The organism is Mycobacterium sp. 1165196.3 (genome assembly GCF_001673415.1).
GTDB lineage: Bacteria > Actinomycetota > Actinomycetes > Mycobacteriales > Mycobacteriaceae > Mycobacterium > Mycobacterium europaeum_A.
The window spans coordinates 1-24,805 of the sequence record NZ_LZLU01000243.1 but is presented as its reverse complement, the minus strand read 5'-3'; the positions used below and the strand labels follow the sequence as shown (position 1 = coordinate 24,805).

Genomic DNA, 24,805 nt, shown 5'->3' with positions numbered 1-24,805 from the left:
GTCCAGGCTGGTCATCGTGCCGTCCAGGTGATCCAGGCCGGCTTCCAGGCGTTCCACCGTGGCGTTGAGGGCCGACAGGGAACTGCTCAGCTCCTTCATGGTGATGCTCAACCCGTCGAGGACGTCTTCGACCTGCTCCACGGTCTTGTCGGCGTTCAACGCGGCCTGGGTGAGCGTCTTGATCCGGCTTCGCTCTTGCCCCCCGCGCGCGGTTCTGTCTGCCATGACCGTCATTATTACCCCTGCGCCGAGCCGGTGTGGCAGGCGTCACCATTCCCATTTTGATAGTGTTCCTATCTAATTTCCCTGTCGAAATCTCTGCCCGCGTCTGGCGTGAAGGAGGATGGCGTTGACGAAAACCCGCGGGGGGCCTGGCTTTCTGCGTCAGCCGAGATCGGTGTGGGCCGTTGCCTTCGCGTGTGTGATCTCGTTCATGGGCATCGGTCTGGTGGATCCGATCTTGCCGACGATGGCGAGCCGGCTGCACGCGACACCCGAGCAGATTTCGCTGTTGTTCACCAGCTACCTGCTGGTCACCGCGGTGGCGATGCTGATCACCGGCTGGGTGTCCTCCAGGATCGGCGCCAAGCTGACGCTTGTCGTCGGGCTGGTCATCATCGTGGTGTTCAGTGCCCTTGCCGGGGCCGCCGGTGGAGTGAACGGAATCATAGGTTTTCGGGCCGGGTGGGGTCTGGGCAACGCGCTGTTCATTGCCACCTCGTTGGCGGTCATCGTGGGGGCGGCCAGCGGTGGCTTCGCGGGCGCGATCGTGCTCTACGAGGCCGCGCTGGGTGTCGGCATCGCGATGGGGCCGATGGTGGGCGCCGCACTTGGCGGGATCAGTTGGCGTGGGCCGTTTTTTGGGGTAGCCGCGCTCATGGGAGTCGCCCTCATCTGCGTGCTCACGTTGGTTGCGCCGGCTCCACTGCCGGCCGAGCGGGCGCGGATCGCGGACCCGATCAACGCGCTACGCAATCGCGGTCTTTCGACCATCGCGGTCGCCGCCCTGCTGTACAACTCGGGCTTCTTCATCGTCATGAGCTATTCGCCGTATCCGATGAAGATCGGCGTACACGAACTGGGCTTGGTGTTTTTCGGCTGGGGCCTGCTCGTCGCGGTGTTCGCGGTCTTCTGGGCACCGTGGGCGCAGCGACGCATCGGTACCGCCCGCTCGCTCTACCTGACGCTGTTCTTGATGTCGCTGGACTTGGTGGCGATTGGAGTGTGGATCGCCCGCCCGCCCGTGGTGATCGCTTGCGTGATAGCCAGCGGCGCCTTCATCGGAATGAACAACACGCTGGTGACCAGCACGGTCATGCAGGTGTCGCCGGTGCCGCGGCCCACGGCCTCCGCGGCGTACAGCTTCGTGCGGTTCATCGGCGCCGGCCTCGCGCCGTGGCTCGGTGGAATCGTGGCCGCTCACTACGGTCAGGCGGCGCTGTTCTACCTTGCGGGAGGCGCGGTGTTCCTCGGCCTGCCGGTGCTCGCCACCGCGCACGGCCTGGTGGCCAGGGCCCACGTGCCCTCCGCACACGAAAACGACGAGGCCGCTGAGGAAATCGTCGAGTCGGCCGAGGGCAATGTGCTGTACGGCCATCTGCGTGGCGTCGACGCCGCGCCGCTTGCCGACGCCGAACTCACGCTGGTCGACGACGCCGGTCGCCAGGTCGCGCACGGACGGTCAAGCGCCGACGGCTACTACCACCTCGTCGGCCCGGTCGCCGGCAGCCATACCCTCGTCGTCGCGAGTAACGGTGACACACAAGACTTTCCGGTGCAGCTGAGCCGAGCGTCGACAGAACTGTCGCTGCGGCTGGACGGATGCCCCGTCTCTTAGCGACCGGCCCAGCTCACGCCTGGTGTCGCGTGACTGCGGACGTGTCCGACGGCAGCTTCGCCGCGGCGTCCTCGTCGAGCAGCCACAGCGTGGTGTCCAGCCCGACCGCCCCGGCGGCCGGCACCGAAACCGGTGCCGCGCCGCCGATGGCGGCGGCCACCGCGTCGGCCTTGCCGCCGCCGGACACCAGCAGCCAGACTTCGCGAGAACGCGCAATGGCGGGCAGCGTCAACGTGATTCGTTGCGGCGGCGGCTTGGGCGAGTCGTCGACCGACACCACCATCCGGGTGGTTTCGAGCACGGCCGGGGTGTCGGGGAACAGGGAGTTGATGTGGCCTTCGGGTCCCATGCCCAGCAGGTGCACGTCGAAGTTCGGAACCGGCTCGCCGGGTTCGGCGTTGGCGGCCAGCAACTGCTCGTAGGCCAGCGCCGCCGCGGCCAGATCGCTGCCGAATTCCCCGTCGCTGGCGGGCATCGGGTGCACCTGGCTCGACGGGATGTCGACCTGGGAGAGCAGCGCCGCCCGCGCCTGCTTGTCGTTGCGCTCGTCGTCGTCCTCGGGGACGTAGCGTTCGTCGCCCCAGAACAGGTGCACCTTTGACCAGTCGATCTCGCGTCCGGCCAGCGACTGCAGCAGCCCGATGCCGTTGCCGCCGCCGGTGAGCACGATGAGCGCCCGGCCGCGGGCCGCAACGGCGTTCGCGATGGTGTCGGTCAGCCGCGCGGCGGCGGCCTCGACCATCGTCTTGCTATCCGGGAAAATCTCGATGCTGGTGCTCACACGTATTGCACTTTCTCGATCCCTTCGAGCGCTGATTGGTAAACCTCGTCGGCGTCCAGCCGCCGCAGGTCTTCGGCGAGGCACTCGCCGGTTTCCCTGCGCGCCAAGGGGAGTAGGGCGTCCGGTCGCGACGTCCGGCTCAACGTGGCCGTCCTTCCTTCCTGCGGCCGGCTCAAGACGATGGTTTCGCTCTTGCGCTCCAGTTCGATCTTGAGTTCGCCGACCGCCCGGCGCACCGGGCCGTCGATCCGGCTGGCCAGCCACCCGGCCAGCACGTCCAGGGCGGGCTCGGTCGCCAGACCGGACACCAGCGCCGACTCGATCGGTTCGTGTGGCGCCAGGTCGACCGCCGAGGTGAGCAGCGCACGCCAGTAGGTGATCCGCGCCCAGGCCAGGTCGGTGTCACCCGCGGTGTATCCGGGCAGCCGGCTCTTGATGGCCGCCAACGGGTCCACCCCGTTGGTCGCGTCGGTGATGCGACGAATTGCCAACCGCCCCAACGGGTCTTGCGCGGGTACCGTGGGCGCGACGTCGGGCCACCACACCACCACCGGGATGTCGGGCAGCAGGAACGGCGTGACCACGCTGGCGGCGTGGCCGGACAGCGCACCGGACAGCCGCAGCACCACGACTTCGCTGGCGCCGGTGTCCCCGCCGGCGCGCAGCTGCGCATCCAGGCGCGGCTTGTCCGCATACGGATTGCCCCGCATCGTCACGATGATCCGGCTGGGGTGCTCATGGCTGGCGTCGTTGGCCGCCTGCAGCGACTCTTCGAGGATATCCTCGCTGTCCGGCGCGATGATCAGCGTCAGCACCCGCCCCATCGCCACGGCCCCGACCCTTTCCCGCAGTTCGTCGAGCCTCTTGTTGACCGCCGTGGTGGTGGTGTCTTCCATATCAATGATCACGGGCGCCGCCATTCCCGGCCGGTGCGCCGCAGCATCTCGAACGCCGAGTCCGGACCCCAGGTGCCCGACTCGTACGGTTCGGGCTTACCGTCCGCCGCCCAATTGTTGAGCACGGGATCGAGTATGTCCCAAGCCAATTCGACCTCTTCGTTCACCGGAAACAGGGACGGCTCGCCGAGCAGCACATCGAGGATCAACTGTTCATAGGCCTCCGGCGACTCCTCGGCGAACGCCGAACCGTAGGAGAAGTCCATGTTGACGTCGCGGACCTCCATCGCGGTGCCCGGCACCTTGGAGCCGAACCGTAGCGTGACGCCCTCGTCGGGCTGCACCCGGATCACCATGGCGTTGGTGCCCAGCTCGTCGGTCATGGTGGCATCGAACGGCAGGTGCGGCGCCCGCTTGAAGACCAGGGCGATCTCGGTCACCCTGCGGCCCAGGCGTTTTCCGGTACGCAGGTAGAAGGGCACCCCCGCCCAGCGGCGGGTGTCCACCTCGAGCGTGATGGCGGCGAACGTCTCGGTGGTCGAGTCCTTGGCGAAGCCTTCCTCGTCGAGCAGCCCGACCACCTTCTCGCCGCCCTGCCAGCCGGCGGCGTACTGACCGCGGCTGGTCGTCTCATCGAGGGGCTCGGCGAGGTGGGTGGCCGAGAGCACCTTGATCTTCTCGGCCTGCAGCGCCGAGGGGCTGAAGCTGACCGGCTCCTCCATCGCGGTCAGCGCCAGCAGCTGCATCAGGTGGTTCTGAATGACGTCGCGCGCGGCGCCGATGCCGTCGTAATAGCCGGCCCGGCCGCCCAGTCCGATGTCCTCGGCCATGGTGATCTGCACGTGGTCGACGTAGTGCGCGTTCCAGATCGGGTCGAACAACTGATTGGCGAACCGCAGCGCCAGGATGTTGCGGACCGTCTCCTTGCCCAGGTAGTGGTCGATCCGGAACACCGACTCCTCCGGGAACACACTGTTGACGGTTTTGTTCAGGGCCTGGGCACTCTCCAGATCGTGGCCGAACGGTTTCTCGATGACCACCCGACTCCACCGCTCGCCCTGCGGGCGCGCCAGGCCGGACTTGTGTAGTTGTTCACACACCATCGGGAAGGAATTCGGCGGGATGGCCAGATAGAAGGCGTGGTTGCCGCCCGTGCCGCGCTCGGCGTCCAGCTTGTCCAGGGTCTCGGCCAGCCGGCCGAACGCCTCGTCGTCGTCGAAAGCGCCCGGGACAAAACGGAATCCCTCGGCCAGCCGGTCCCAGTTCTCCTGGCGGAACGGCGTGCGGCAGTGTTCCTTGACGGCCTCGTGCACCACCTTGCCGAAATCCTGGGTGCTCCAATCCCGGCGGGCGAAGCCCACCAGCGAGAAGCTGGGCGGCAGCAGACCGCGATTGGCCAGGTCGTAGATGGCCGGCATGACCTTCTTGCGGGCCAGGTCGCCGGTGACGCCGAAGATCACCATCCCGCACGGCCCCGCGATCCGCGGGAGCCGCTTGTCGCGCTTGTCCCGTAACGGGTTATGCCATTGTTGCGCGGTGCGGGCTGGGCTCATTTGGAGGCGGAACCCAGCTGCTTCTGAGTTTCTTCCAGCAGCTCGGTCCAGGAATCCACGAACTTCTCCACGCCCTCGTTCTCGAGCACCTTGAAGACGTCGGTCAGATCGATGCCGATCTGGTCCAGCTTGTCGAACACCGCCTGGGCGTCCTCGGCGGTGCCGGTGACGGTGTCGCCCTTGATCTCACCGTGGTCGGCGACGGCGTCAATCGTCTTCTCCGGCATAGTGTTCACCGTGTTGGGTGCCACCAGCTCGGTGACGTAGAGGGTGTCGGAGTAGTCGGGGTTCTTCACACCGGTGGACGCCCACAGCGGACGCTGCACCCGGGCGCCGTCGGCCTTGAGCGACTCGAAGCGATCGCCGCCCTCGAACACCTCCTGGTAGGCCGCGTAGGCCAGGCGCGCGTTGGCCACCCCGGCCTTGCCCAGCAGCGCCTTGGCGTCGTCGGACCCGATCTTCTCCAGCCGCTTGTCCACCTCGGTGTCCACCCGGGACACGAAAAACGATGCGACGGAATGGATCTTGGAAATGTCGTGGCCCGCCTCGCGGGCCTTCTCCAGGCCGGCCAGGTAGGCGTCCATCACCTGGCGGTGCCGCTCGACGGAGAAGATCAACGTGACGTTGACCGAAATGCCTTCCGCGAGAACGGCGGTGATCGCCGGAATGCCGGCCTTGGTCGCCGGAATCTTGATGAACAGATTGGGCCGGTCGACGATCTTCCACAACTCGACGGCCTGGGCGACCGTCTTGTCGGTCTCGGCGGCCAGCCGAGGGTCGACCTCGATGGACACCCGTCCGTCGACGCCGTCGGAAGCCTCCCACTCCCGCTTGAGCACGTCGCACGCATTGCGCACGTCGTCGGTGGTGACGGTGCGGATGGTCGCGTCCACATCGGCGCCACGCTCGGCCAACTCGGCGATCTGGCCTTCGTACGCATCGCCCTCGGCGAGCGCCTTCTGGAAGATCGACGGGTTGGTGGTCACGCCGACAACGCTTTTCGTGTCGATCAGCTCCTGCAGGTTGCCCGACTGCAGCCGCTGTCGGGACAAGTCATCCAGCCAGACGGATACACCCGCGGCGGACAGCGCCGCGAGGTTGGGGTTCTGAGTCATTTGAAAGGCCCTTTCTCAGTTGTCCACTACCTGTTCCGCGGCGGCCGCGACGGCTTCTGCGGTGAAACCGAATTCCCGGAACAACGTTTTGTAATCGGCGGACTCGCCATAGTGTTCGATCGAGACGATCCTGCCGGTGTCGCCGACGAGCTTGTGCCAGGACTGGGCCACCCCGGCCTCGACGGCCACCCGCGCCGATACGGTCGGCGGCAGCACGCTGTCGCGGTAGTCCTCCGGCTGGGACTCGAACCACTCGACGCACGGCATGGAGACCACCCGCGCCACAATGTCCTTGTCCGCCAATAACTTCTGCGCATCAACGGCGAGCTGGACCTCCGAGCCGGTCGCGATCAGCACCACGTCTGGCTCTTGGCCGGGCTCCTCGCCGTCCGAGCCCAGAACGTAGCCGCCCCGGGCGACGCCCTCGGCGCTGGTGCCCTCCAGCACCGGCACATTCTGGCGCGTCAGCATCAGGCCCACGGGGCCGCTGCCGTTGCCGCGGGCCAGGACCGTGCGCCAGGCGTAGGCCGTCTCGTTGGCGTCGGCGGGGCGCACCACCGAGAGGTTCGGGATGGCGCGCAGCGCCGCGAGGTGCTCGATCGGCTGATGGGTCGGGCCGTCCTCGCCAAGGCCGATCGAGTCGTGGGTCCACACGTAGATCGTGTCGATGTCCATCAACGAGGCCAGCCGCACCGCGGGCCGCATGTAGTCGGAGAACTGCAGGAAGGTGCCGCCGTAGGCGCGGGTGGGTCCATGCAGGACGATGCCGGACAGGATGGCGCCCATCGCGTGCTCGCGCACACCGAAGTGCAACGTCCGGCCGTACCAGTGCGCCGTGTAGTCCTTGGTCGAAATGGACGGCGGCCCAAAGGAATCGGCGCCCTTGATGGTGGTGTTGTTGCTACCCGCCAGGTCGGCCGAACCACCCCACAGCTCCGGCAGCTTCGGCCCGAGCGCGTTGAGAACTTCGTTGGAGGCCTTGCGGGTGGCGATCGGGTCGGAGCCGGGCTCCCAGCGCGGCAGGTCGGCGTCCCAGCCGTCGGGCAGCTCCTCGGCGGTCAACCGGTCCAGCAGCGCCTTGCGTTCGGGTTGTGCCTGCGCCCAGGCGTCGAAATCGGCCTGCCACTTCTCGTGGGCTTCCTTGCCGCGGTCCACCAGCTTGCGGGTGTGGGCGAGCACCTCGTCGCGCACCTCGAACTTCTTGTCCGGGTCGAAGCCGAGGATCTCCTTGACGGCGGCGACTTCCTCGTCGCCCAGTGCCGCGCCGTGCGCCTTGCCGGTGTTCATCAGCTTGGGCGCGGGGTAGCCGATGATGGTGCGCAGCGAGATGAACGACGGCCGGTCGGTGGCCGCCTTCGCGTTGGCGATGGCCTCCTCGATCGCGACGACGTTTTCGCCGCCCTCGATCTCCTGCACGTGCCAGCCGTAGGCGCGGTACCGCGCGGCGGTGTCCTCGCACAGGGCGATGTTGGTGTCGTCCTCGATGGAGATCTCGTTGTGGTCGTAGAAGACGATCAGGTTGCCCAGCTGCTGGACGGCCGCCAGCGACGAGGCCTCCGAGGTGACGCCCTCTTCGATGTCGCCGTCGGAGGCGATCACGTAAATGAAGTGGTCGAACGGGCTGGTGCCCGGGGCGGCGTCCGGATCGAACAGCCCGCGCTCATAGCGCGCGGCCATCGCCATGCCCACCGCCGAGGCCAGGCCCTGGCCCAGTGGTCCGGTGGTGATCTCCACACCCTTGGTGTGCCGGAATTCCGGATGTCCGGGGGTCTTCGACCCCCAGGTGCGCAGCGATTCGATGTCGGACAGCTCCAGCCCAAAACCGCCCAGGTACAGCTGCAGGTACAGCGTCAGGCTGCTGTGCCCGCAGGACAGGACGAACCGGTCGCGGCCCAGCCAGTAGGTGTCGCTGGGATCGTGGACCATCGCCCGCTGAAACAGGGTGTATGCCAGCGGCGCCAGGCTCATCGCCGTCCCGGGATGGCCGTTGCCGACCTTTTGCACCGCGTCGGCGGCCAGCACCCGGATGGTGTCGACGGCGGCCGAGTCGAGCTCGGACCAGTCGTCGGGAAGGTGCGGTTGGGTCAGCGTGGAGATCTCTTCGAGTGTCGTCACAGACTCAGTCCTTGGGTCATCGAGCTGATCAATCCCACCCTAGTGCGGGACGGCCGGCTCTTGCAGCGCAGGATTTGGGGTACCCACCGCCGGCAGGTGTGAAAATTACGCGCCCGTCGAAAGCGCCTGACATTCAGTTCGCGAATCTGGGAAAAGTCTGCGGGAACCGACCCGCGGGCGGGCCATCGCCACACCGCGGTCTACCATCGTGTGTAGTAGATGCTGCGCGCCGCTGCGACCCCAAGGAGTAATTGCGTGAGCGTTCGCGGGCGCGTCGCGCCGAGCCGATTGCCAAGCCGGATACGCGGCACGGTGCTGGCTTATCTGGCGCTGACCAAGCCGCGGGTCATCGAACTGCTGCTCGTCACCGCGATCCCGGCCATGCTGCTGGCCCAGCGCGGCACGGTGAACCCGCTGCTGATCGTCAACACGCTGATCGGCGGGATGCTGGCCGCCGGGGGTGCCAACACGCTGAACTGCGTGGCCGACGCCGACATCGACAAGGTGATGAAGCGCACGGCCCGCCGGCCGCTCGCGCGCGCCGCGGTGCCCACGCGCAACGCGCTGGTGCTCGGCCTGGTGCTGACGGTGGCATCGTTCTTTTGGCTGTGGTGGACCAGCAACCTGTTGTCCGGGCTGCTGGCCCTGGCCACGATCGCGTTCTACGTGTTCGTCTACACCCTGCTGCTCAAGCGCCGCACCTCGCAGAACGTGGTGTGGGGCGGCGCCGCCGGCTGCATGCCGGTGATGATCGGCTGGTCTGCCGTCACGGGCACCATCGGCTGGCCCGCGCTGGTGATGTTCGCGATCATCTTCTTCTGGACGCCGCCCCACACCTGGGCGCTGGCGATGCGCTACAAGGACGACTACAAGGCGGCGGGCGTGCCGATGCTGCCGGCCGTGGCGACCGAGCGTCAGGTGACCAAGCAGATCCTGATCTACACCTGGCTGACGGTGCTGGCCACGCTGGCGCTGGCGCTGGCGACCGGCTGGCTGTACGCCGCGGTCGCCCTGGTGGCCGGGGTATGGTTCCTGGCGATGGCCCACCAGCTCTACGCCGGGGTCCGCGCCGGCGAGCCGGTCCGGCCGCTGCGGTTGTTCCTGCAGTCGAACAACTACTTGGCGGTGGTGTTCTGCGCGCTCGCCATCGACTCGGCCATCGGGCTGCCGCACCTGTTCTGAGCCGGTCGTCGACTCGCGTCCCCTCGGTGCCGTGACCGCAGCACCCGGCGAATTCGAGAACTGATTTCTTATCTGGGATCGGTAGCCGGTCCACGGGATCACACTTCAGGCATGGCAACTAACCGCATCGTCAGGACGTTGGTCGCCGGAACGCTGCTTTCGGCCGGCCTGTCCTTCTGCGACATGGGCATCACCACGGGTATCGCCGAAGCCCAGCCCGGGCCGATGCCGCTGGACGCGTGGCCCGGCTGTCCCAACGACCACCCCCAGGGGCCGTGCCGCTGGTGCCCCGGGCAACCGTTGCCGCCGACCGGCAACCATGTCACCAACCCCGTCGTCTGGGACAACAACGTCTGCCACACCTACTATTACGTCTGGTTCGGACAGGGCAATGTCGCCCAAAACATCTGGGACGGCGACAACCCGCCGGCACCGCCACCACCACCGCCGCCGGGCCTCATCAATAGAGACAATTGCCAGCAGCTTCTGGGAATCTTCTGCCCTCACGCGTAGCGGCTCGAATCATCTAGGGCAGCAGCACGATCGAGCCCGCCGTCTTGCGGCCCTGCAGGTCCTGGTGGGCGCGCGCCGCTTCGGCCAGCGGATAGCGCCCGCCGACCTCGACGGTGATGTCGCCGCCGGCGATCGCGGCGAACAATTCCTCTGCGCGCCAACTGAATTCCTGGCCGGTGCGCACGAAGTGCGCCAGCGACGGCCGGGTCAACAACACCGAGCCGGCGGCGTTGAGGCGCTGCGGGTCGAACGGTGGAACGGGTCCGCTGGCCGCGCCGAACAACGCCAGCGTGCCCCGGACGGCCAGGCTGGCCAGGCTCGCGTCGAAGGTGCTCGCGCCCACGCCGTCGTACACCGCGGCCACCCCGGCGCCGTCGGTCAGCGAGCGGATCCGCTCGCCGAACGCCGCCGCGTCCTCGGGATAGGGGAGCACCTCGTCGGCGCCCGCCCGCCGGGACAGCCGCTCCTTCTCCGGCGTCGAGACCGTGGTGATCACCCGCGCCCCGAGCAGGTTGGCCCACTGCGTCAGGATCAGGCCGACGCCGCCCGCGCCGGCGTGCACCAGCACCGTGTCACCCGCCTGCACCGGATACACCGACTTGAGCAGGTAGTGCGCGGTCAGTCCCTTCAGCAGGGCCGAGGCCGCCACGTCGGCGGTCACGCCGTCGGGCACCTCGGCGGTCAAATGCGCTGGTGCCGTGGCATATTCGGCATACCCACCGGACGCCGCGGCGCTGACCACGCGGTCGCCGACGCGCAACCCGTCGACGCCGTCGCCGAGGGCTTCGATGGTTCCGGCCAGCTCCGAGCCGAGGACGAACGGCAACTCGCGCGGGTACTGCCCGGAGCGGAAATAGGTGTCGATGTAGTTGACGCCGATGGCCTCGGCCTTGATCAGCACCTCGCCGGGCCCGGGGGCCGGCTGGGGCGTATCGACGTAGCGCAGCACCTCGGGGCCGCCGGTCTCGCTGACTTCGATTGCGTGCATCCGCTTATCATGCCCGGGCATGAAGCTCGCTCGCCCGGACGTCTTCCATCCCCGCATCGTGCTGGCGGGGTCCGGTGACGGCGCGGCCGGCGACGCCGGTCTGGTGGCGGCGCTGCGGCGACGCGGTCTGCACGCGCGCTGGCTGCCTTGGGACGACCCGGAAACCGCCAGCGCAGATCTGGTGATTTTGCGCGCCGGCGCGGACGCCCGGGATCGACGCGACGAATTCCTGGCGTGGACCCGACGAGTCCGCCACCTGCTCAACCCGCCCGGCGTCATCGCTTGGAACCTCGATGAGCGGTATCTGCGCGACCTCGAGGACGACGGCGTGCCGACGCAGCGCGACCGGCCCGTCGCGCGGGCGTCGTTGATCTTCGTGGGCGGCGAACGGTCGCACGCCTGGCCGGTGGAGCCGGAGTTCGAATCGTGGGATCTGGGCCACGCCGCGCTGACGTCGGCCGCGCGGCGCGCCGGGGTGAGCACGCGGGAGCTGCTCGTTGCGCGCGTGGACCTTGCCGGCGACCGGGTGGCGGCGCTGGATCTGGTCGCGCCGTCGCTGGGGTGGCGTCGGCTGGACCCCGCGGCCCGCGAGATCGCCCAGCGTCAGTTCGCCGTCGCGGTGCAGTCAGCCTGCGAGCGGCTCGGGCTGGGCCCGCTCTCGCATGGCCGCCCATAGCGCAGCGGTGGCCGCGGTGCAGGCTGCGGCCCCGGCCACGTGCAGGGCGACCAGCACGGCGGGGACTCCGGTGTAATACTGCGCGGTGCCGACGGCGGCCTGGGCGAACACCAGCGCGAGCAGCACGGCGAGCCGCACCAGCACGGCCCGGGCGGCGCGCACGGCCAGCAGCCCGAAGCCCAGCCCCACCAACAGGGCCAGGTAGGCGATCAGCAGCGACGAGTGCAGGTGCGCCAGGGTGTCGACCTCGACTTTGAGCCGCGGCACCGTGCGGGTGGGGCTGCGATCACCGGCGTGCGGGCCGGCGGCCGTCACCAGCGTGCCGGTGACCAGCACGGCGGCCAGGTTCAAGCCGGACAGCGCGGTCAGCGCGCGCAGCGGCCGGACGACCCGCTCGTGCACCACTGCGTCGTCCGGTTCGCCGACTTTCACGTAGAGCAGCACCGACAGCCACACCATCGTCATCGACGTCAGCAGGTGGACGGCCACCGTCCACCACAGCAGCCCGGTGCGCACGGTGATGCCGCCGATCACCGCCTGCACGACGGTGGACACCGGCATCAGCCAGGCATAGACGAGGACCTCGCGGCGCCGTCGCGCCCGGGTGACGGCCAGCACAGCCAGCGCCGCCGTGATGACGACGGCGAAGGTGACCATCCGATTGCCGAACTCGACGGCCTGGTGGATGCGTGGCACCTCGGCGTGGGCCACCGGCACGAAGCTGCCCGGAAAGCACTGCGGCCAGGTGGGGCAGCCCAGGCCCGACGCGGTGACGCGCACGATCGCGCCGGTGATGGCGATGCCGCCCTGGGTGAGGATGACGGCCGCGGCGATCAGGCGCTGCACGCCCAGGCTGGGGTTGGGCAGCAGGTCCACCGCGCGCAACAGCATCCGTCCAACCACGGCCCGATCCTAAGCCACCGAAAACTACGAGCTGTAGTACGGAGGGGTGCGCCGAGACTTAAACCACGTACACCGATAGCGGCGTGTCGTGTGCGTGGTTTAAGTGTCGCGAGCCCGACCCGAACGTCAGGTGAAGAGCCCGATGCGACCGTCAGGTGAAGCGGAACCAGCGCAGCGCGCTCAGCGCGCCCACCGCGCCCCACGCCGCCAGGACGATCACCCCGAACCAGTCCACCGACATGGTCATCGCCTGCGACAGCGCCTCGGTGAGCGCGCCCGACGGGGTCAGCCGGGCCGCCAACTTGACCGCGGTCGGGGTGATGCCGGTTTCGACGGTCAGCGCGCCGAGGCCGGCGAACACGAACCACATCAGGTTGGCAACCGCGAGCACGATCTCGGCCCGCAGCGTCCCGCCGAGCAGCAGCCCCAGGGCCGCGAACACCACGGTGCCCAGTGCGATCACCGCCGCGCCCAGCGCCAACGCCGCCGGTTCCGGTCGCCAGCCGAGCGCAAAACCGATGGCGCCCAACAGGATTGCCTGCAAAAACACCACGGCGACCACGGCAAGCGACTTGCCCGCGATGATGCCCCACACCGGCAGCGGGGTGGCGCCGAGCCGCTTGAGGGCGCCGTAACGCCGATCGAAGGCGACCGCGATCGCCTGCCCGGTGAACGCGGTCGAGATCACCGCCAGCGCCATGATGACCGGGGTGAAGGTGGCCGCGCGGTGCTGGCCGAACGAACCGAGCGGCAGCAGCGTGAGCCCGACCAGCAGCGTGATCGGGATGAACATGGTCAGCAGCAGCTGTTCGCCGTTGCGCAGCAGCAGCTTGAGCTCCAAACCGAACTGCGCGGCAAGCATTTTCGGCACCGCGCTGGGCCGCGGGTCGGGCGCGAAGGTGCCCGCCGGAAAGACGCTGGATCGAATCTCGTTGTCGGTCAAGGCCGTAACTTCCTGCCGGTGAGGTCGAGGAACACGTCCTCGAGGCTGCGTTGCTCGACGCGCATGTCGGTGGCCAGCACGTCGATCCGCGCGCACCACGCGGTGACGGTGGCCAGCACCTGCGGGTCGATGTGCCCTTCGATCAGGTACTCGCCCGGCGTCACCTCGGTGGCCTTGTAGTCCTCCGGCAGGGCGGCGGACAGCAGCGACAGATCCAGGCGCGGCGGTGCGCTGAACCGCAACTGGTCCTTGGCCCCGCTGCGCATCAGCTCCGTCGGCGTGCCGGAGGCCACCGTCGCGCCGTGGTCGATGATCACCAGCCGGTCGGCGAGTTCCTCGGCCTCCTTGAGCTGATGCGTCGTCAGCACGACCGTCACACCGTCGCGGCGCAGCGCGTCGATCAGTTCCCACACCAGCAACCGGGCGTGCGCGTCCATGCCCGCGGTGGGCTCGTCGAGGAACACCAGTTCCGGGCGCCCGACCAGCGCACAGGCCAGCGCCAGGCGTTGCTGCTGGCCGCCGGAGAGCCGCCGGTAGGTGGTGCGGGCGGCGTCGGTGAGGCCGAGCGTGTCCAGCAGCCAGGCGGGGTCCAGCGGGTCGGCGGAGTAGGCGGCCACCAGATTGAGCATCTCGCCGGCCCGCGCCGCGGGATAGCCGCCGCCGCCCTGCAGCATCACCCCGATGCGCGCCCGCAGCCGCGTGTTGTCGGCGATCGGGTCCAGGCCGAGCACCTCGATGGTGCCGGCGTCGGGCCGTACGAACCCCTCGCACATCTCCACCGTCGTCGTCTTGCCGGCGCCGTTGGGGCCGAGCAGGGCCAGCACCTCGGCGGCGTGCACCTCCAGATCGAGGTTGGCGACGGCCTCGACGGCGGTCGCGCCGGACCCGTATGTCTTGGTGACGCCGCGCAGCCGCACCACCGTGTCAGGGGATTTGCGCGATTCTGGAAAGGCCGAGCTCACGTGGAATCAGCGTAGGCGCCATGTGCCGGCGCCGGGCGGGGGGGCGACGGGGGCTGCGGCGGTGCCGTCTCATCGGTGACGGGTGGGCCGTCGGATTCGGTGCCCAGGACGGGCGGGCGGCGCCAGGGCAGGCGGGTGTAGGTCAGCGCGATGAGCGCCACGACGATGACGGTGCTGGCCAGGGTGGCGTCGATGATCTGGAACAGCGCGAACCGGTCGCCGTTGGCGGTGGGGCCGAAGATCCCGACGACCAGGCTGATGACGATCGCCGCGACGCGGAAGCCGGTGCGGGTCGCCCAGGCGGCCAGCGGGATGATGGCCCACAGCAGGTACCAGGGCTGCACGACGGGAAACAGCAGCACCGTGATGCCCAGCGCCACGCCCAGCCCGCCGATCGGGTGCAGCCGGCCGCGGAAGACGGCCAGCAACAACCAGGCCACCATGACCATGATGATCAGCACGCCGATCGCACGGGTCAGCCCCAGCACCGCGGTGGTGTGATCGCCCAGCCCCAGCAGGATGCCCACCTGCCCGGTGCCCAGCGCCAGCAGCGTCGGCGGCGACATCCAGCTGCGTACCACGTTGGCGGTGCCCAGCGTGTAGATCCAGCCGAAGCCCAGCCCGCTGGCCCAGCCCACCAGCGCCATCACCGCCAGCGACAGCACCGCCATGCCGCCGCCGGTCAGCAGCAGCGCGCGCAGGGTGCCACCGCAGCGGTAGGCCAGGGCCATCGTGACGAAGCCCAGCGCCAGCAACGACGGCAGTTTCACCTGCGACGACAGCACGATCAGCACAGCGCCGGCGACCAGCATCCCCAGCGGCTCCCAGTCCGGCCCGAGCTTCCAGGAGTGGGGCAGCAGGCGCGGCGCTTTGCCATCCGAGATGCCGCGCAACGCGAATTCCGCCCCGGCCAGCATCAGGCCGAGCATCAGCGCCTCGTTGTGCACGCCGGCCACCAGATGCATGATCAGCAGCGGATTGGCCGCGCCCAGCCACAGGGCGCTGACCTCGGCGACGCCGCAGCGCCGGGCCAGGCGCGGGGTCGCCCACACGATCAGGGCCACCCCGAGCAGCTCCACCAGGCGGTGGCACAGCACGGCGGCGACGATGTTCTCCCCGGTGACCGCCGAGATGCCGCGCCCGATCCACAAAAACAGCGGCCCGTACGGCGCGGGCGTCTCACGCCACAGCGTCGGCACGGACAGCGTGAAGATGTGCGACAGCCCCAGGCCGGAGGCCGGGCCCACCCGGTAGGGGTCCAGGCCCTCCAGCGAGATCTGGCTTTGCGCCAGGTAGGAGTAGACGTCCTTGCTGTACATCGGCGGGGCGATGAGCAGCGGCAGCACCCACAGCAGCAGGGTGCGGTCCAGGTCGCCGCGCGACATCCGCCGGTTGCCCAGCGCGAACCGGCCCAGCATCAACCAGGCCAGCGCCATCATGACGGCGCCGGTGGTGGTCATGGTCAACGACACCGTCTGGATCCGCGACGGGAGGTTGAGCAGCCGCACCCCGAAGGTGGGGTCCTGCACGACGGGACGCGCGCCGGCGCCCAGCGCGCCGATCGCCATCACCACGGTGCCGGCGGCACCGAACAGGCGGGTGCGGCGCAGCGCGGTGAGCTCGGTATCGTTCAGCGGCGAGCCCACTGCTTGCTCGTCGCCGTGCAGGCTCGCGATCGACGAGCTCAGCGTGTGGTGGCGGGCTGCCATCAGAGCAGCCTAGCCCGGCCGACGAGGCGGACCGCACCTTGCGGGCCGGTGAGGAGCCGGGCGATCGGGCGGCCGGTGTGAGCATCGCGACGCCAGGACAGGGGACCCTTGGTAGACCGATCCCCGGAATTGCGTCACACTGGTGTTGTGAAAATCCGAACCAGCCCCGATGGGGCCGCTACCGGCGTGGCCGACGTCGGCGCGCCGGTGCCGGATGGTCACACCCGCCGCGCGATCGTGCGCCTGCTGTTGGAGTCCGGATCGATCACCGCCGCGGAGATCGGTGACCGGCTGGGTTTGACGGCCGCCGGCGTGCGACGCCACCTCGACGCGCTGATCGAGGCCGGCGACGCCGAGGCCACGGCGCCCGCCGCGTGGCAGCAGGCGGGGCGCGGGCGTCCCGCCAAGCGGTACCGGCTGACCTCGGCCGGGCGGGCCAAGCTCGACCACGCCTACGACGACCTGGCCGCGGCGGCCATGCGGCAACTGCGCGAAATCGGTGGGGAAGAGGCGGTGCAGGCGTTCGCCCGGCAGCGGATCGACGCCATCCTGGCCGACGTTCCCGCGGCCGACAGCGCGGCCGACACCGACGTCGAGGCGGCCGCCGACCGCATCGCCACCGCACTGACCAAGGCCGGCTACGTCACCACGACCACGCAGGTCGGTGGGCCGATCCACGGCGTGCAGATCTGCCAGCACCACTGCCCGGTGTCGCACGTCGCGGAGGAATTCCCCGAGCTGTGCGACGCCGAGCAACAGGCCATGGCCGAGGTGCTGGGCACCCACGTCCAGCGGTTGGCGACCATCGTCAACGGCGACTGCGCCTGCACCACGCACGTACCCCTGACCCAGGCATCAAGCACGGCGCCCAGCCCGCGCCGTATGACCGACACCACGAGCATCAAAGGAGCGTCTCGATGACACTCACCCCCGAGGCCAGCAAGACGGCTACCGCGCCGCTGACCCAGGAAGAGGCGATCGCCTCCCTGGGGCGGTACGGCTACGGCTGGGCGGACTCCGATGTCGCCGGCGCCAGCGCCCAGCGCGGCCTGTCGGAGGCCGTCGTCCGCGACATCTCGGCGAAGAAGAACGAGCCCGAATGGATGCTGCAGACGCGGCTCAAGGCGCTGCGCATCTTCGACCGCAAGCCGATGCCGAACTGGGGCTCGAACCTGGAGGGCATCGACTTCGACAACATCAAGTACTTCGTGCGCTCCAGCGAGAAGCAGGCGGCGACGTGGGACGACCTGCCCGCGGACATCAAAAACACCTACGACAAGCTGGGCATCCCCGAAGCCGAGAAGCAGCGGCTGGTCTCCGGCGTCGCGGCCCAGTACGAATCCGAGGTCGTCTACCACTCCATCCGGGAGGACCTGGAGAAGCAGGGCGTCATCTTCCTGGACACCGACACGGCGCTGCGCGAGCACCCGGAGATCTTCCAGGAGTACTTCGGCACCGTGATCCCGGCCGGGGACAACAAGTTCTCCGCGCTGAACACCGCGGTGTGGAGCGGTGGCTCGTTCATCTACGTGCCCAAGGGCGTGCACGTCGACATCCCGCTGCAGGCCTACTTCCGGATCAACACCGAGAACATGGGCCAGTTCGAGCGGACGCTGATCATCGCCGACGAGGGCTCCTACGTGCACTACGTCGAGGGTTGTACGGCGCCCATCTACAAGTCTGACTCGCTGCACTCCGCGGTGGTCGAGATCATCGTGAAACCCAATGCGCGCGTTCGCTACACGACGATCCAGAACTGGTCGGGCAACGTCTACAACCTGGTCACCAAGCGGGCCCGCGCCGAGGCCGGCGCCACCATGGAGTGGATCGACGGCAACATCGGGTCGAAGGTCACCATGAAGTACCCGGCGGTCTGGATGACCGGCGAGCACGCCAAGGGCGAGGTGCTCTCGGTGGCCTTCGCCGGTGAAGACCAGCACCAGGACACCGGCGCGAAGATGCTGCACCTGGCCCCGAACACGTCGAGCAACATCGTGTCCAAGTCGGTGGCCCGCGGCGGCGGCCGCACCTCCTACCGCGGCCTGGTGCAGGTGAACAAGGGCGCGCACGGATCGCGGTCCAGCGTGAAATGCGATGCGCTGCTGGTCGATACGATCAGCCGCAGCGACACCTACCCCTACGTCGACATCCGCGAGGACGACGTCACCATGGGCCATGAGGCCACCGTGTCCAAGGTCAGCGAGAACCAGCTGTTCTACCTGATGAGTCGCGGCCTGACCGAGGACGAGGCCATGGCCATGGTGGTTCGCGGCTTCGTCGAGCCGATCGCCAAAGAGCTGCCCATGGAGTACGCGCTCGAGCTGAACCGGCTGATCGAGCTGCAGATGGAAGGCGCGGTCGGCTAGTGACGAATCTGACCGAAGCGGTTGAGGGTTCGGCCCTCGCCGCTGCCAACAAGGGCGAGCTGTTCTCCTCGTTCGAGGTGGACGCGTTCGAGGTCCCGCACGGCCGCGACGAACTCTGGCGGTTCACCCCGCTGCGCCGGCTGCGCGGCCTGCACGACGGCTCGGCGCGCGCCACCGGCAAGGCCGGGATCAGCGTCGCCGAGCGGCCCGGCCTGCGGGTCGAGAGCGTCTCGCGCGGCGACGAGCGACTCGGCCAGGGTGGGGTGCCCACCGACCGGGTTGCCGCGCAAGCTTTTTCGTCGTTCAACTCCGCGACGCTGGTCACCGTCGAGCGCGATACCCGCATCGCCGAGCCGATCGGCATCACCGTCACCGGCCCGGGCGAGGGCGCGGTGGCCTACGGTCACCTGCAGGTCCGGGTCGCCGAGCTCGCCGAGGCCGTCGTCGTCATCGACCAGCGGGGCAGCGGAACCTACGCCGACAACGTCGAATTCGTCGTCGACGACGCCGCCCGGCTCACCGTGGTGTGGCTCGCCGACTGGGCCGACGACGCGGTGCACGTCAGCATGCACCACGCCAAGCTGGGCAAGGACGCGGTGCTGCGCCACGTCGCCGTCACGCTCGGCGGCGAGGTGGTGCGGCTGACGGCCAACGTGCGCTATACCGCCCCGGGCGGGGACGCCGAGCTGCTGGGCCTGTACTTCGCCGACGACGGCCAGCACCTGGAGTCGCGGCTGCTGGTGGATCACGCCCGGCCCGACTGCAAGTCGAACGTGCTGTACAAGGGTGCGCTGCAAGGCGATCCGGATTCCGCGCTGCCCGACGCGCACACCGTCTGGATCGGCGACGTGCTGATCCGCGCCGAAGCTACCGGCACCGACACGTTCGAGGTGAACCGCAACCTGGTGCTCACCGACGGGGCGCGCGCCGACTCGGTGCCCAACCTCGAGATCGAGACCGGCGAGATCGTCGGCGCCGGACATGCCAGTGCCACCGGCCGTTTCGACGACGAGCAACTGTTCTACCTGCGTTCCCGCGGCATCCCCGAGGAGCAGGCCCGCCGCCTGGTCATCCGCGGTTTCTTCGCCGAGATCATCTCCAAGATCGGGGTGCCCGAGATCCGCGAACGCCTGACCGCGGCCATCGAACACGAACTGGCCTTAACCGAAAAGACGGAAACAACAGCCTCATGACCACTCTGGAAATCAAGGACCTCCACGTCAGCGTCGTCAACCCGAACGCCGCCGAATCCGAACGCGAGATTCCCATCCTCAACGGCGTCGACCTGACGGTGAAATCCGGTGAGACACATGCGTTGATGGGTCCCAACGGGTCGGGCAAGTCGACGCTGTCCTACGCCATCGCCGGTCACCCCAAGTACACGGTGACCTCGGGCTCCATCACGCTGGACGGCGAGGACGTGTTGGCGATGAGCATCGACGAACGCGCCCGTGCCGGAATCTTTTTGGCCATGCAATATCCCGTCGAGGTGCCCGGCGTCTCGGTGTCGAACTTCCTGCGCTCGGCGGCGACCGCCGTGCGCGGTGAGGCCCCGAAACTGCGGCACTGGGTCAAAGAGGTCAAGGCGGCGATGGGCTCGCTGGAAATCGACCCGGCGTTCGCCGAGCGCAGCGTCAACGAGGGTTTCTCCGGCGGTGAGAAGAAGCGCCACGAGATCCTGCAGCTGGAACTGCTCAAGCCCAAGATCGCGATCCTCGACGAGACCGACTCCGGACTCGACGTCGACGCCCTGCGGGTGGTCAGCGAGGGCGTGAACCGCTACGCGGAGACCGGCTGGGACGATGGCACCGGCCAGTCGGTGCGCGGCGGCGTCCTGCTGATCACGCACTACACCCGCATCCTGCGCTACATCCGCCCCGAATACGTGCACGTGTTCGTCGGCGGACGCATCGCCGAATCCGGCGGTCCCGAGCTGGCCGACGAACTCGAGCAGAACGGCTACGTCCGCTTCACCCAAGCGGCGGCCGCCGGGGCCTGACATGGCTACACCTTCGGCGGCGGTCCCACCCCTGGATGTCGCGGCCATCCGCGCCGACTTCCCGATCCTCAAGCGCGTCATGCGCAGCGGAAACCCGTTGGCCTACCTGGATTCCGGTGCGACGTCCCAGCGCCCGCTGCAGGTGCTCGACGCCGAGCGGGAGTTCCTGCTCACCTCCAACGGCGCCGTGCACCGCGGTGCGCACCAGCTGATGGAGGAGGCCACCGACGCCTACGAGCAGGGCCGCGCCGACATCGCCGCGTTCGTGGGTGCGGACGCCCAAGAGCTGGTGTTCACCAAGAACGCCACCGAGGCGCTCAACCTGGTGTCGTATGTGCTGGGGGACAAGCGCTTCGAACGCGCCGTCGGACCGGGTGACGTCGTCGTCACCACCGAGCTCGAGCACCACGCCAATCTGGTTCCGTGGCAGGAACTCTGCCGGCGCACCGGGGCGACGCTGCGCTGGTACGGCGTGACCGACGACGGGCGCATCGACCTCGACTCGCTGCAGCTCGACGAACGCGTCAAGGTCGTCGCCTTCACCCATCATTCGAACGTGACCGGCGCGGTGGCCCCGGTGGCCGAACTGGTCAGCCGGGCGCGGGCGGTGGGCGCGCTGACCGTGCTGGACGCCTGCCAGTCGGTGCCGCACCAGCCCGTCGACTTCCACGCCCTGGACGTCGACTTCGCCGCATTCTCCGGCCATAAGATGTTGGGGCCCAACGGTATCGGTGTGTTGTACGGCCGCGGCGAGGTGTTGTCGGCGTTGCCGCCGTTCTTGACCGGTGGCTCGATGATCGAGACCGTTACCATGGAAGCGTCCACCTACGCGCCGGTGCCGCAGCGGTTCGAGGCCGGCACCCCGATGACATCGCAGGTGGTCGGGCTGGGCGCGGCCACCCGCTATCTCGCGGCCATCGGCATGGACGCCGTGCAGGCCCACGAACACCAGCTGGTCGCCGCGGCGATCGACGGCTTGTCCGGTATCGACGCCGTGCGCATCGTCGGCCCGACGTCCATGGAGAACCGCGCCTCGCCGGTGTCGTTCGTCGTCGACGGCGTGCACGCCCACGATGTCGGGCAGGTGCTCGACGACGAGGGCGTCGCGGTGCGGGTGGGCCACCACTGCGCCCTGCCGCTGCACCGCCGGTTCGGGTTGGCGGCCACGGCTCGGGCGTCCTTCGGGGTGTACAACACCACCGAGGAGGTCGAGCGTCTGGTCGCCGGCGTGCGCCGCGCTCTGGATTTCTTCGTAGGCGATCGCAAGCGCGGCGAAGCCGGGCGCGGCGGGTCGCCGCCACGGGTTGGGAGAGGCTGACATTGCGTCTCGAGCAGATGTATCAGGACGTGATCCTGGACCACTACAAGCACCCACAGCACCGCGGGCTGCGGGAACCGTTCGGCGCCGAGGTGTTTCACGTCAACCCGGTCTGCGGTGACGAGGTCACCCTGCGGGTGGCGCTGTCGGAGGACGGCGAGACCGTCGCCGACGTGTCCTATGACGGGCAGGGCTGCTCGATCAGCCAGGCGGCGACCTCGGTGCTCACCCAGCAGGTGATCGGGCAAAGCGTCGGCGACGCGCTCAAAACCATCACCGCCTTCACCGAGATGGTGTCCTCGCGTGGCACCGTCGAGGGCGACGAGGACGTGCTGGGCGACGGGATCGCGTTCGCCGGGGTGGCCAAATACCCCGCGCGGGTGAAATGCGCGCTGCTGGGGTGGATGGCGTTCAAGGATGCGTTGGCCAAAGCGGCTACAGAGTTTCAGGAGGTCACGGATGAGCGAAACCACCGCGCAGGATGAGGAATTCCTCGCCGACCTCGAGGAGGCGATGCGTGACGTCGTCGACCCCGAACTCGGCATCAACGTCGTCGACCTGGGACTGGTCTACGGGCTGAACGTCGAGGCGGGCGAGGAGGGAACCGTCGCGCTGATCGACATGACGCTGACGTCGGCGGCCTGCCCGCTGACCGACGTCATCGAAGACCAGTCACGCAGCGCTTTGGTGGGCGCCGGCCTCGTCGACGACCTGCGGATCAACTGGGTGTGGAACCCGCCGTGGGGTCCGGACAAGATCACCGAGGACGGCCGCGAGCAATTGCGCGCCCTCGGCTTCACCGTCTGATAAACGCTTTTCGCGCTTTACCGCGCGCTGTCGGCGTCCCGGCCACTAGAGGTGGAAGGGCAGGTGCGGCAGGTGCAGGTGGTGATGCGGGTGCCCCATCGGCGGGCAGGTCTCCACACTGATCATCGCCGCGTGCAGCACCCCGCCGTCCTGAGTCCCTTGTGCCCCAATGCATTTCCCGTTCGTGATCGCCTGGGTGTCCGACGGGGTCTGCCGCTGGTATGAGGTCGACCCGGCGACGGTCACGTTGGTGGAGGCGCCAGGGCCGCTGGGGCCCAGACCGTTGACGGCGATGGTGTTACCCGACACCGAGGCGACCGTGCCGTAGAACCCGGCGGGCGGCGGGCATTTGCCGTCCACGGACGGGGCGACCGTCACCGCCTGCGCGGTGATCGCAGCCGGCGGCGGCGCGCTTTGCGGGGTGGCCTTGATGTTCACGCAACTGCCGGGCGTCACGTCGGTCAGCTTCGCCGGGGTGACGTCCATGACCATGGTCTGCGGCGTGTAGTCCACCGTCGCCGAACCGGTCCTCGTCCGAAGGGCGACCGTGCCACCCGAATTCGACTGCACCATGCCTTCGACGTAGTCCTTGCCTATCGGCGGGGCTGGCGGGGGCGCCGGCGCCGGTGGCGGCGCAGCGTTGGGCGCCCCGCTGGGTGGGACCGCCGTGACGGCGCGTGGCGCGCTGCTGTTCGACGCGTCGTGGGAGGGTCCACACATGGCGACGCACAGCACGAGGAAGGCGATGACGGCGCCGAGCGCGATCTGCGTCCGCCGGGTCTTCAACGATAGGGCAGCCACAGCACTCATCTCCGATCACGCGTTTCGCCGTCGTAGGCAAATACCCCCGCCGGACGCGGTTTTCACGCCGCGCCGGCGGGAGTGACGGCAATCTCAGTCAGCCGAGCCGGGGTCAGCCACCCTGGCCGGGCTGCTTGGGCTTGCCGCATTTGCCGTCGACAGCCTGTCGTAGATTGATGCTCGTCGCCTGCAGCGCGCCGCCGTTGTCCTGGGTGCCCCGCGCGTACAGGCATTTGCCGGGAGTGATCGCGTCGGTATTGGCGGGCGTCTGCTTGCTGTATTTGGTCTTGTCGTCGACCGTGACGGCCGTTTGCGTGGTGTTGCCGTTGGGATCGGTGTTGGTCAGGTTGATGGTGTTACCGGACACCGACGCCACCGAGCCGCGCACCCACGCCGGCTTCGTGGGCGCATTCGACGGCGGGAGAGACGGCGGCGTGGTGGTGGAACCGCCGGGCGCGGACTGCGGCGGCTTCGGGCAGGCGCCGTTGACGGACTGGCTGATCTTCACCGACGCGGCGGTGACGGGCTGTCCGGGCGCCGGCGTCGTTCCCTCCGTCGGCTTCACGCTGACGCAGCTGCCGGGGGTGACGTCCGGCAGCCCGGCCGGCACCGCCTCGGTGATCTTGGTGGTCGAGGTGAAGTTGACCGAAGCGGTCGCGTTGTCTTCCTTGGTGACCTGAATGGAGTTGCCCGCCACCGAGGCGATCAGGCCGCTCACCCGCGCTTCGGCGTTCGGGGTGGCCGAGGTGGTCGTCGACGTCACGACCGACGTCGAGGTCGAGGTCGAGGTCGACGGCGGACTGGACTTGTTCGAAGACCCGCAGGCGGACAGGGATAGCGCGGTGGCCCCCGCGACGGCGAAGACCGCGAGGCGGGTGAACCGGGGCGCGTGACAGCTGGCAGACATCAACGTTTCTCCATTCGTCGGTTAAAGCCAACGTAAGGGTTTACCCGTTTAACCTGTGCCCAACCTGTGGGCGCTCAGAAGGCCGCTTCGGCCACCTTCATGATGTCGTCGTCGATGGATTCGATGACCCCGCGCAGCGCGGTCAGCCTGGGCAGCATGTTCTTGGCGAAGAACCCCGCGGTCGCGACCTTGCCCCGGTAGAACGCTTCGTCGTCGCCCGCGCCATTCGCCAGCGCGCGGTGCGCGATGTCGGCCTGCACCAGCAACCTCCAGCCGATCAGCAGATCGCCGACCGCGAGCAGGTAGCGCACCGATCCCAGGCCCACCTTGTAGATCTCGTCCGCCTGCTGCGCCGCGGACATCAGGTAACCCGTCAGCGCGCCGGTCATCGCGGTCACGTCGTCGTACGCGGTCTGCACCAGCTGCGCGACCGG

Annotated in this window: 23 protein-coding genes and 2 pseudogenes; 11 read left to right on the top strand and 14 right to left on the bottom strand. The window is 68.7% G+C overall.

Annotation, left to right across the window (positions count from 1 at the left end; genetic code table 11):
- Nucleotides 1-234, bottom strand: a pseudogene (locus A5659_RS23725) (ATPase); the annotation flags it as partial.
- Between the two features lie 109 nt (nucleotides 235-343).
- On the opposite strand from A5659_RS23725, the pseudogene A5659_RS23720 reads away from it, so the two are divergent.
- Nucleotides 344-1,576: pseudogene (locus A5659_RS23720) on the top strand (MFS transporter); the annotation flags it as partial.
- A gap of 274 nt (nucleotides 1,577-1,850) precedes the next feature.
- Here the strand turns inward: A5659_RS23720 and pgl are convergent.
- From pgl to tkt, 5 genes are read right to left on the bottom strand one after another with little or no spacing between them, the layout of a single operon-like run.
- Nucleotides 1,851-2,618 (bottom strand): 6-phosphogluconolactonase, encoded by a 768-nt coding sequence (gene pgl / locus A5659_RS23715; RefSeq protein ID WP_066879335.1) that lies wholly within the window; start codon nucleotides 2,616-2,618, stop codon nucleotides 1,851-1,853.
- Nucleotides 2,615-3,526, bottom strand: a complete 912-nt coding sequence (gene opcA / locus A5659_RS23710) for a glucose-6-phosphate dehydrogenase assembly protein OpcA (RefSeq protein WP_066864529.1) — start codon at nucleotides 3,524-3,526, stop codon at nucleotides 2,615-2,617. Before opcA ends, pgl begins: the two co-directional genes overlap by 4 nt.
- Nucleotides 3,523-5,067, bottom strand: coding sequence for a glucose-6-phosphate dehydrogenase (gene zwf, locus A5659_RS23705; protein WP_066864486.1), 1,545 nt, complete (start codon nucleotides 5,065-5,067; stop codon nucleotides 3,523-3,525). Before zwf ends, opcA begins: the two co-directional genes overlap by 4 nt.
- Nucleotides 5,064-6,182, bottom strand: coding sequence for a transaldolase (gene tal, locus A5659_RS23700; protein ID WP_066864484.1), 1,119 nt, complete (start codon nucleotides 6,180-6,182; stop codon nucleotides 5,064-5,066). The genes zwf and tal overlap by 4 nt, the downstream gene beginning before the upstream one ends.
- 15 nt (nucleotides 6,183-6,197) lie before the next feature.
- Complete coding sequence (tkt, locus tag A5659_RS23695; protein WP_066879330.1) at nucleotides 6,198-8,297, bottom strand: transketolase; 2,100 nt, start codon at nucleotides 8,295-8,297, stop codon at nucleotides 6,198-6,200.
- 255 nt (nucleotides 8,298-8,552) lie between these two features.
- Between tkt and A5659_RS23690 the strand changes: the two genes are divergently transcribed.
- On the top strand, nucleotides 8,553-9,479 hold the full coding sequence (locus A5659_RS23690) for a heme o synthase (protein ID WP_067184671.1): 927 nt from the start codon (nucleotides 8,553-8,555) through the stop codon (nucleotides 9,477-9,479).
- Between the two features lie 111 nt (nucleotides 9,480-9,590).
- Nucleotides 9,591-9,992, top strand: a complete 402-nt coding sequence (locus A5659_RS23685) for a hypothetical protein (protein WP_066879327.1) — start codon at nucleotides 9,591-9,593, stop codon at nucleotides 9,990-9,992.
- Nucleotides 9,993-10,005: 13 nt separating this feature from the next.
- Here the strand turns inward: A5659_RS23685 and A5659_RS23680 are convergent, their stop codons facing one another.
- Nucleotides 10,006-10,980 (bottom strand): quinone oxidoreductase, encoded by a 975-nt coding sequence (locus tag A5659_RS23680; protein WP_067184668.1) that lies wholly within the window; start codon nucleotides 10,978-10,980, stop codon nucleotides 10,006-10,008.
- 19 nt (nucleotides 10,981-10,999) lie between these two features.
- On the opposite strand from A5659_RS23680, the gene A5659_RS23675 reads away from it, so the two are divergent.
- A complete protein-coding gene (locus tag A5659_RS23675; RefSeq protein WP_067184664.1) occupies nucleotides 11,000-11,656 on the top strand; it encodes a hypothetical protein in 657 nt (218 codons plus the stop codon).
- On the opposite strand, the gene A5659_RS23670 is transcribed toward A5659_RS23675, so the two are convergent.
- The 4 genes from A5659_RS23670 to mptB all read right to left on the bottom strand — a co-directional run bounded on the left by A5659_RS23670 (nucleotide 11,606) and on the right by mptB (nucleotide 16,173).
- Entirely contained in the window at nucleotides 11,606-12,547 is a 942-nt protein-coding gene (locus tag A5659_RS23670; RefSeq protein WP_156749342.1) for a heme A synthase, read from the bottom strand. The two genes, A5659_RS23675 and A5659_RS23670, sit on opposite strands and share 51 nt — an antisense overlap.
- Before the next feature lie 163 nt (nucleotides 12,548-12,710).
- On the bottom strand, nucleotides 12,711-13,421 hold the full coding sequence (locus A5659_RS23665) for an ABC transporter permease (RefSeq protein ID WP_231997998.1): 711 nt from the start codon (nucleotides 13,419-13,421) through the stop codon (nucleotides 12,711-12,713).
- Nucleotides 13,422-13,498: 77 nt separating this feature from the next.
- Nucleotides 13,499-14,464 (bottom strand): ABC transporter ATP-binding protein, encoded by a 966-nt coding sequence (locus tag A5659_RS23660; RefSeq protein WP_067022054.1) that lies wholly within the window; start codon nucleotides 14,462-14,464, stop codon nucleotides 13,499-13,501.
- Nucleotides 14,461-16,173 carry a polyprenol phosphomannose-dependent alpha 1,6 mannosyltransferase MptB gene (gene mptB, locus A5659_RS23655; protein WP_066864452.1) on the bottom strand — a complete coding sequence of 571 codons (1,713 nt, stop codon included), beginning with the start codon at nucleotides 16,171-16,173 and terminating at the stop codon, nucleotides 14,461-14,463. Before mptB ends, A5659_RS23660 begins: the two co-directional genes overlap by 4 nt.
- Nucleotides 16,174-16,320: 147 nt before the next feature.
- On the opposite strand from mptB, the gene A5659_RS23650 reads away from it, so the two are divergent.
- Genes A5659_RS23650 through A5659_RS23620 form a run of 7 tightly spaced genes read left to right on the top strand, consistent with a single transcriptional unit; the run spans nucleotide 16,321 to nucleotide 22,663 of the window.
- Nucleotides 16,321-17,094, top strand: coding sequence for a metalloregulator ArsR/SmtB family transcription factor (locus A5659_RS23650; RefSeq protein WP_066864450.1), 774 nt, complete (start codon nucleotides 16,321-16,323; stop codon nucleotides 17,092-17,094).
- Nucleotides 17,091-18,539, top strand: coding sequence for a Fe-S cluster assembly protein SufB (gene sufB, locus A5659_RS23645; RefSeq protein ID WP_066864446.1), 1,449 nt, complete (start codon nucleotides 17,091-17,093; stop codon nucleotides 18,537-18,539). Before A5659_RS23650 ends, sufB begins: the two co-directional genes overlap by 4 nt.
- Nucleotides 18,539-19,732 (top strand): Fe-S cluster assembly protein SufD, encoded by a 1,194-nt coding sequence (gene sufD / locus A5659_RS23640; protein WP_067022052.1) that lies wholly within the window; start codon nucleotides 18,539-18,541, stop codon nucleotides 19,730-19,732. Before sufB ends, sufD begins: the two co-directional genes overlap by 1 nt.
- A complete protein-coding gene (sufC, locus tag A5659_RS23635) occupies nucleotides 19,729-20,538 on the top strand; it encodes a Fe-S cluster assembly ATPase SufC (RefSeq protein ID WP_066864432.1) in 810 nt (269 codons plus the stop codon). The genes sufD and sufC overlap by 4 nt, the downstream gene beginning before the upstream one ends.
- A gap of 1 nt (nucleotide 20,539) precedes the next feature.
- On the top strand, nucleotides 20,540-21,856 hold the full coding sequence (locus A5659_RS23630; RefSeq protein ID WP_067022050.1) for a cysteine desulfurase: 1,317 nt from the start codon (nucleotides 20,540-20,542) through the stop codon (nucleotides 21,854-21,856).
- Nucleotides 21,853-22,341, top strand: coding sequence for a Fe-S cluster assembly sulfur transfer protein SufU (gene sufU, locus A5659_RS23625; RefSeq protein ID WP_156749339.1), 489 nt, complete (start codon nucleotides 21,853-21,855; stop codon nucleotides 22,339-22,341). The genes A5659_RS23630 and sufU overlap by 4 nt, the downstream gene beginning before the upstream one ends.
- Complete coding sequence (locus A5659_RS23620; protein WP_066864419.1) at nucleotides 22,316-22,663, top strand: metal-sulfur cluster assembly factor; 348 nt, start codon at nucleotides 22,316-22,318, stop codon at nucleotides 22,661-22,663. Before sufU ends, A5659_RS23620 begins: the two co-directional genes overlap by 26 nt.
- A 45-nt stretch (nucleotides 22,664-22,708) precedes the next feature.
- On the opposite strand, the gene A5659_RS23615 is transcribed toward A5659_RS23620, so the two are convergent.
- The 3 genes from A5659_RS23615 to A5659_RS23600 form a co-directional block, all read right to left on the bottom strand.
- Nucleotides 22,709-23,449: a DUF5666 domain-containing protein gene (locus A5659_RS23615; protein WP_067184655.1), complete on the bottom strand. Its 741-nt coding sequence runs from the start codon at nucleotides 23,447-23,449 to the stop codon at nucleotides 22,709-22,711.
- Nucleotides 23,450-23,576: 127 nt separating this feature from the next.
- Nucleotides 23,577-24,371, bottom strand: coding sequence for a DUF5666 domain-containing protein (locus tag A5659_RS29035; RefSeq protein WP_197498178.1), 795 nt, complete (start codon nucleotides 24,369-24,371; stop codon nucleotides 23,577-23,579).
- 74 nt (nucleotides 24,372-24,445) lie between these two features.
- On the bottom strand, nucleotides 24,446-24,805 hold a 360-nt coding region (locus tag A5659_RS23600; RefSeq protein WP_197498176.1), incomplete at its 5' end, for an acyl-CoA dehydrogenase C-terminal domain-containing protein.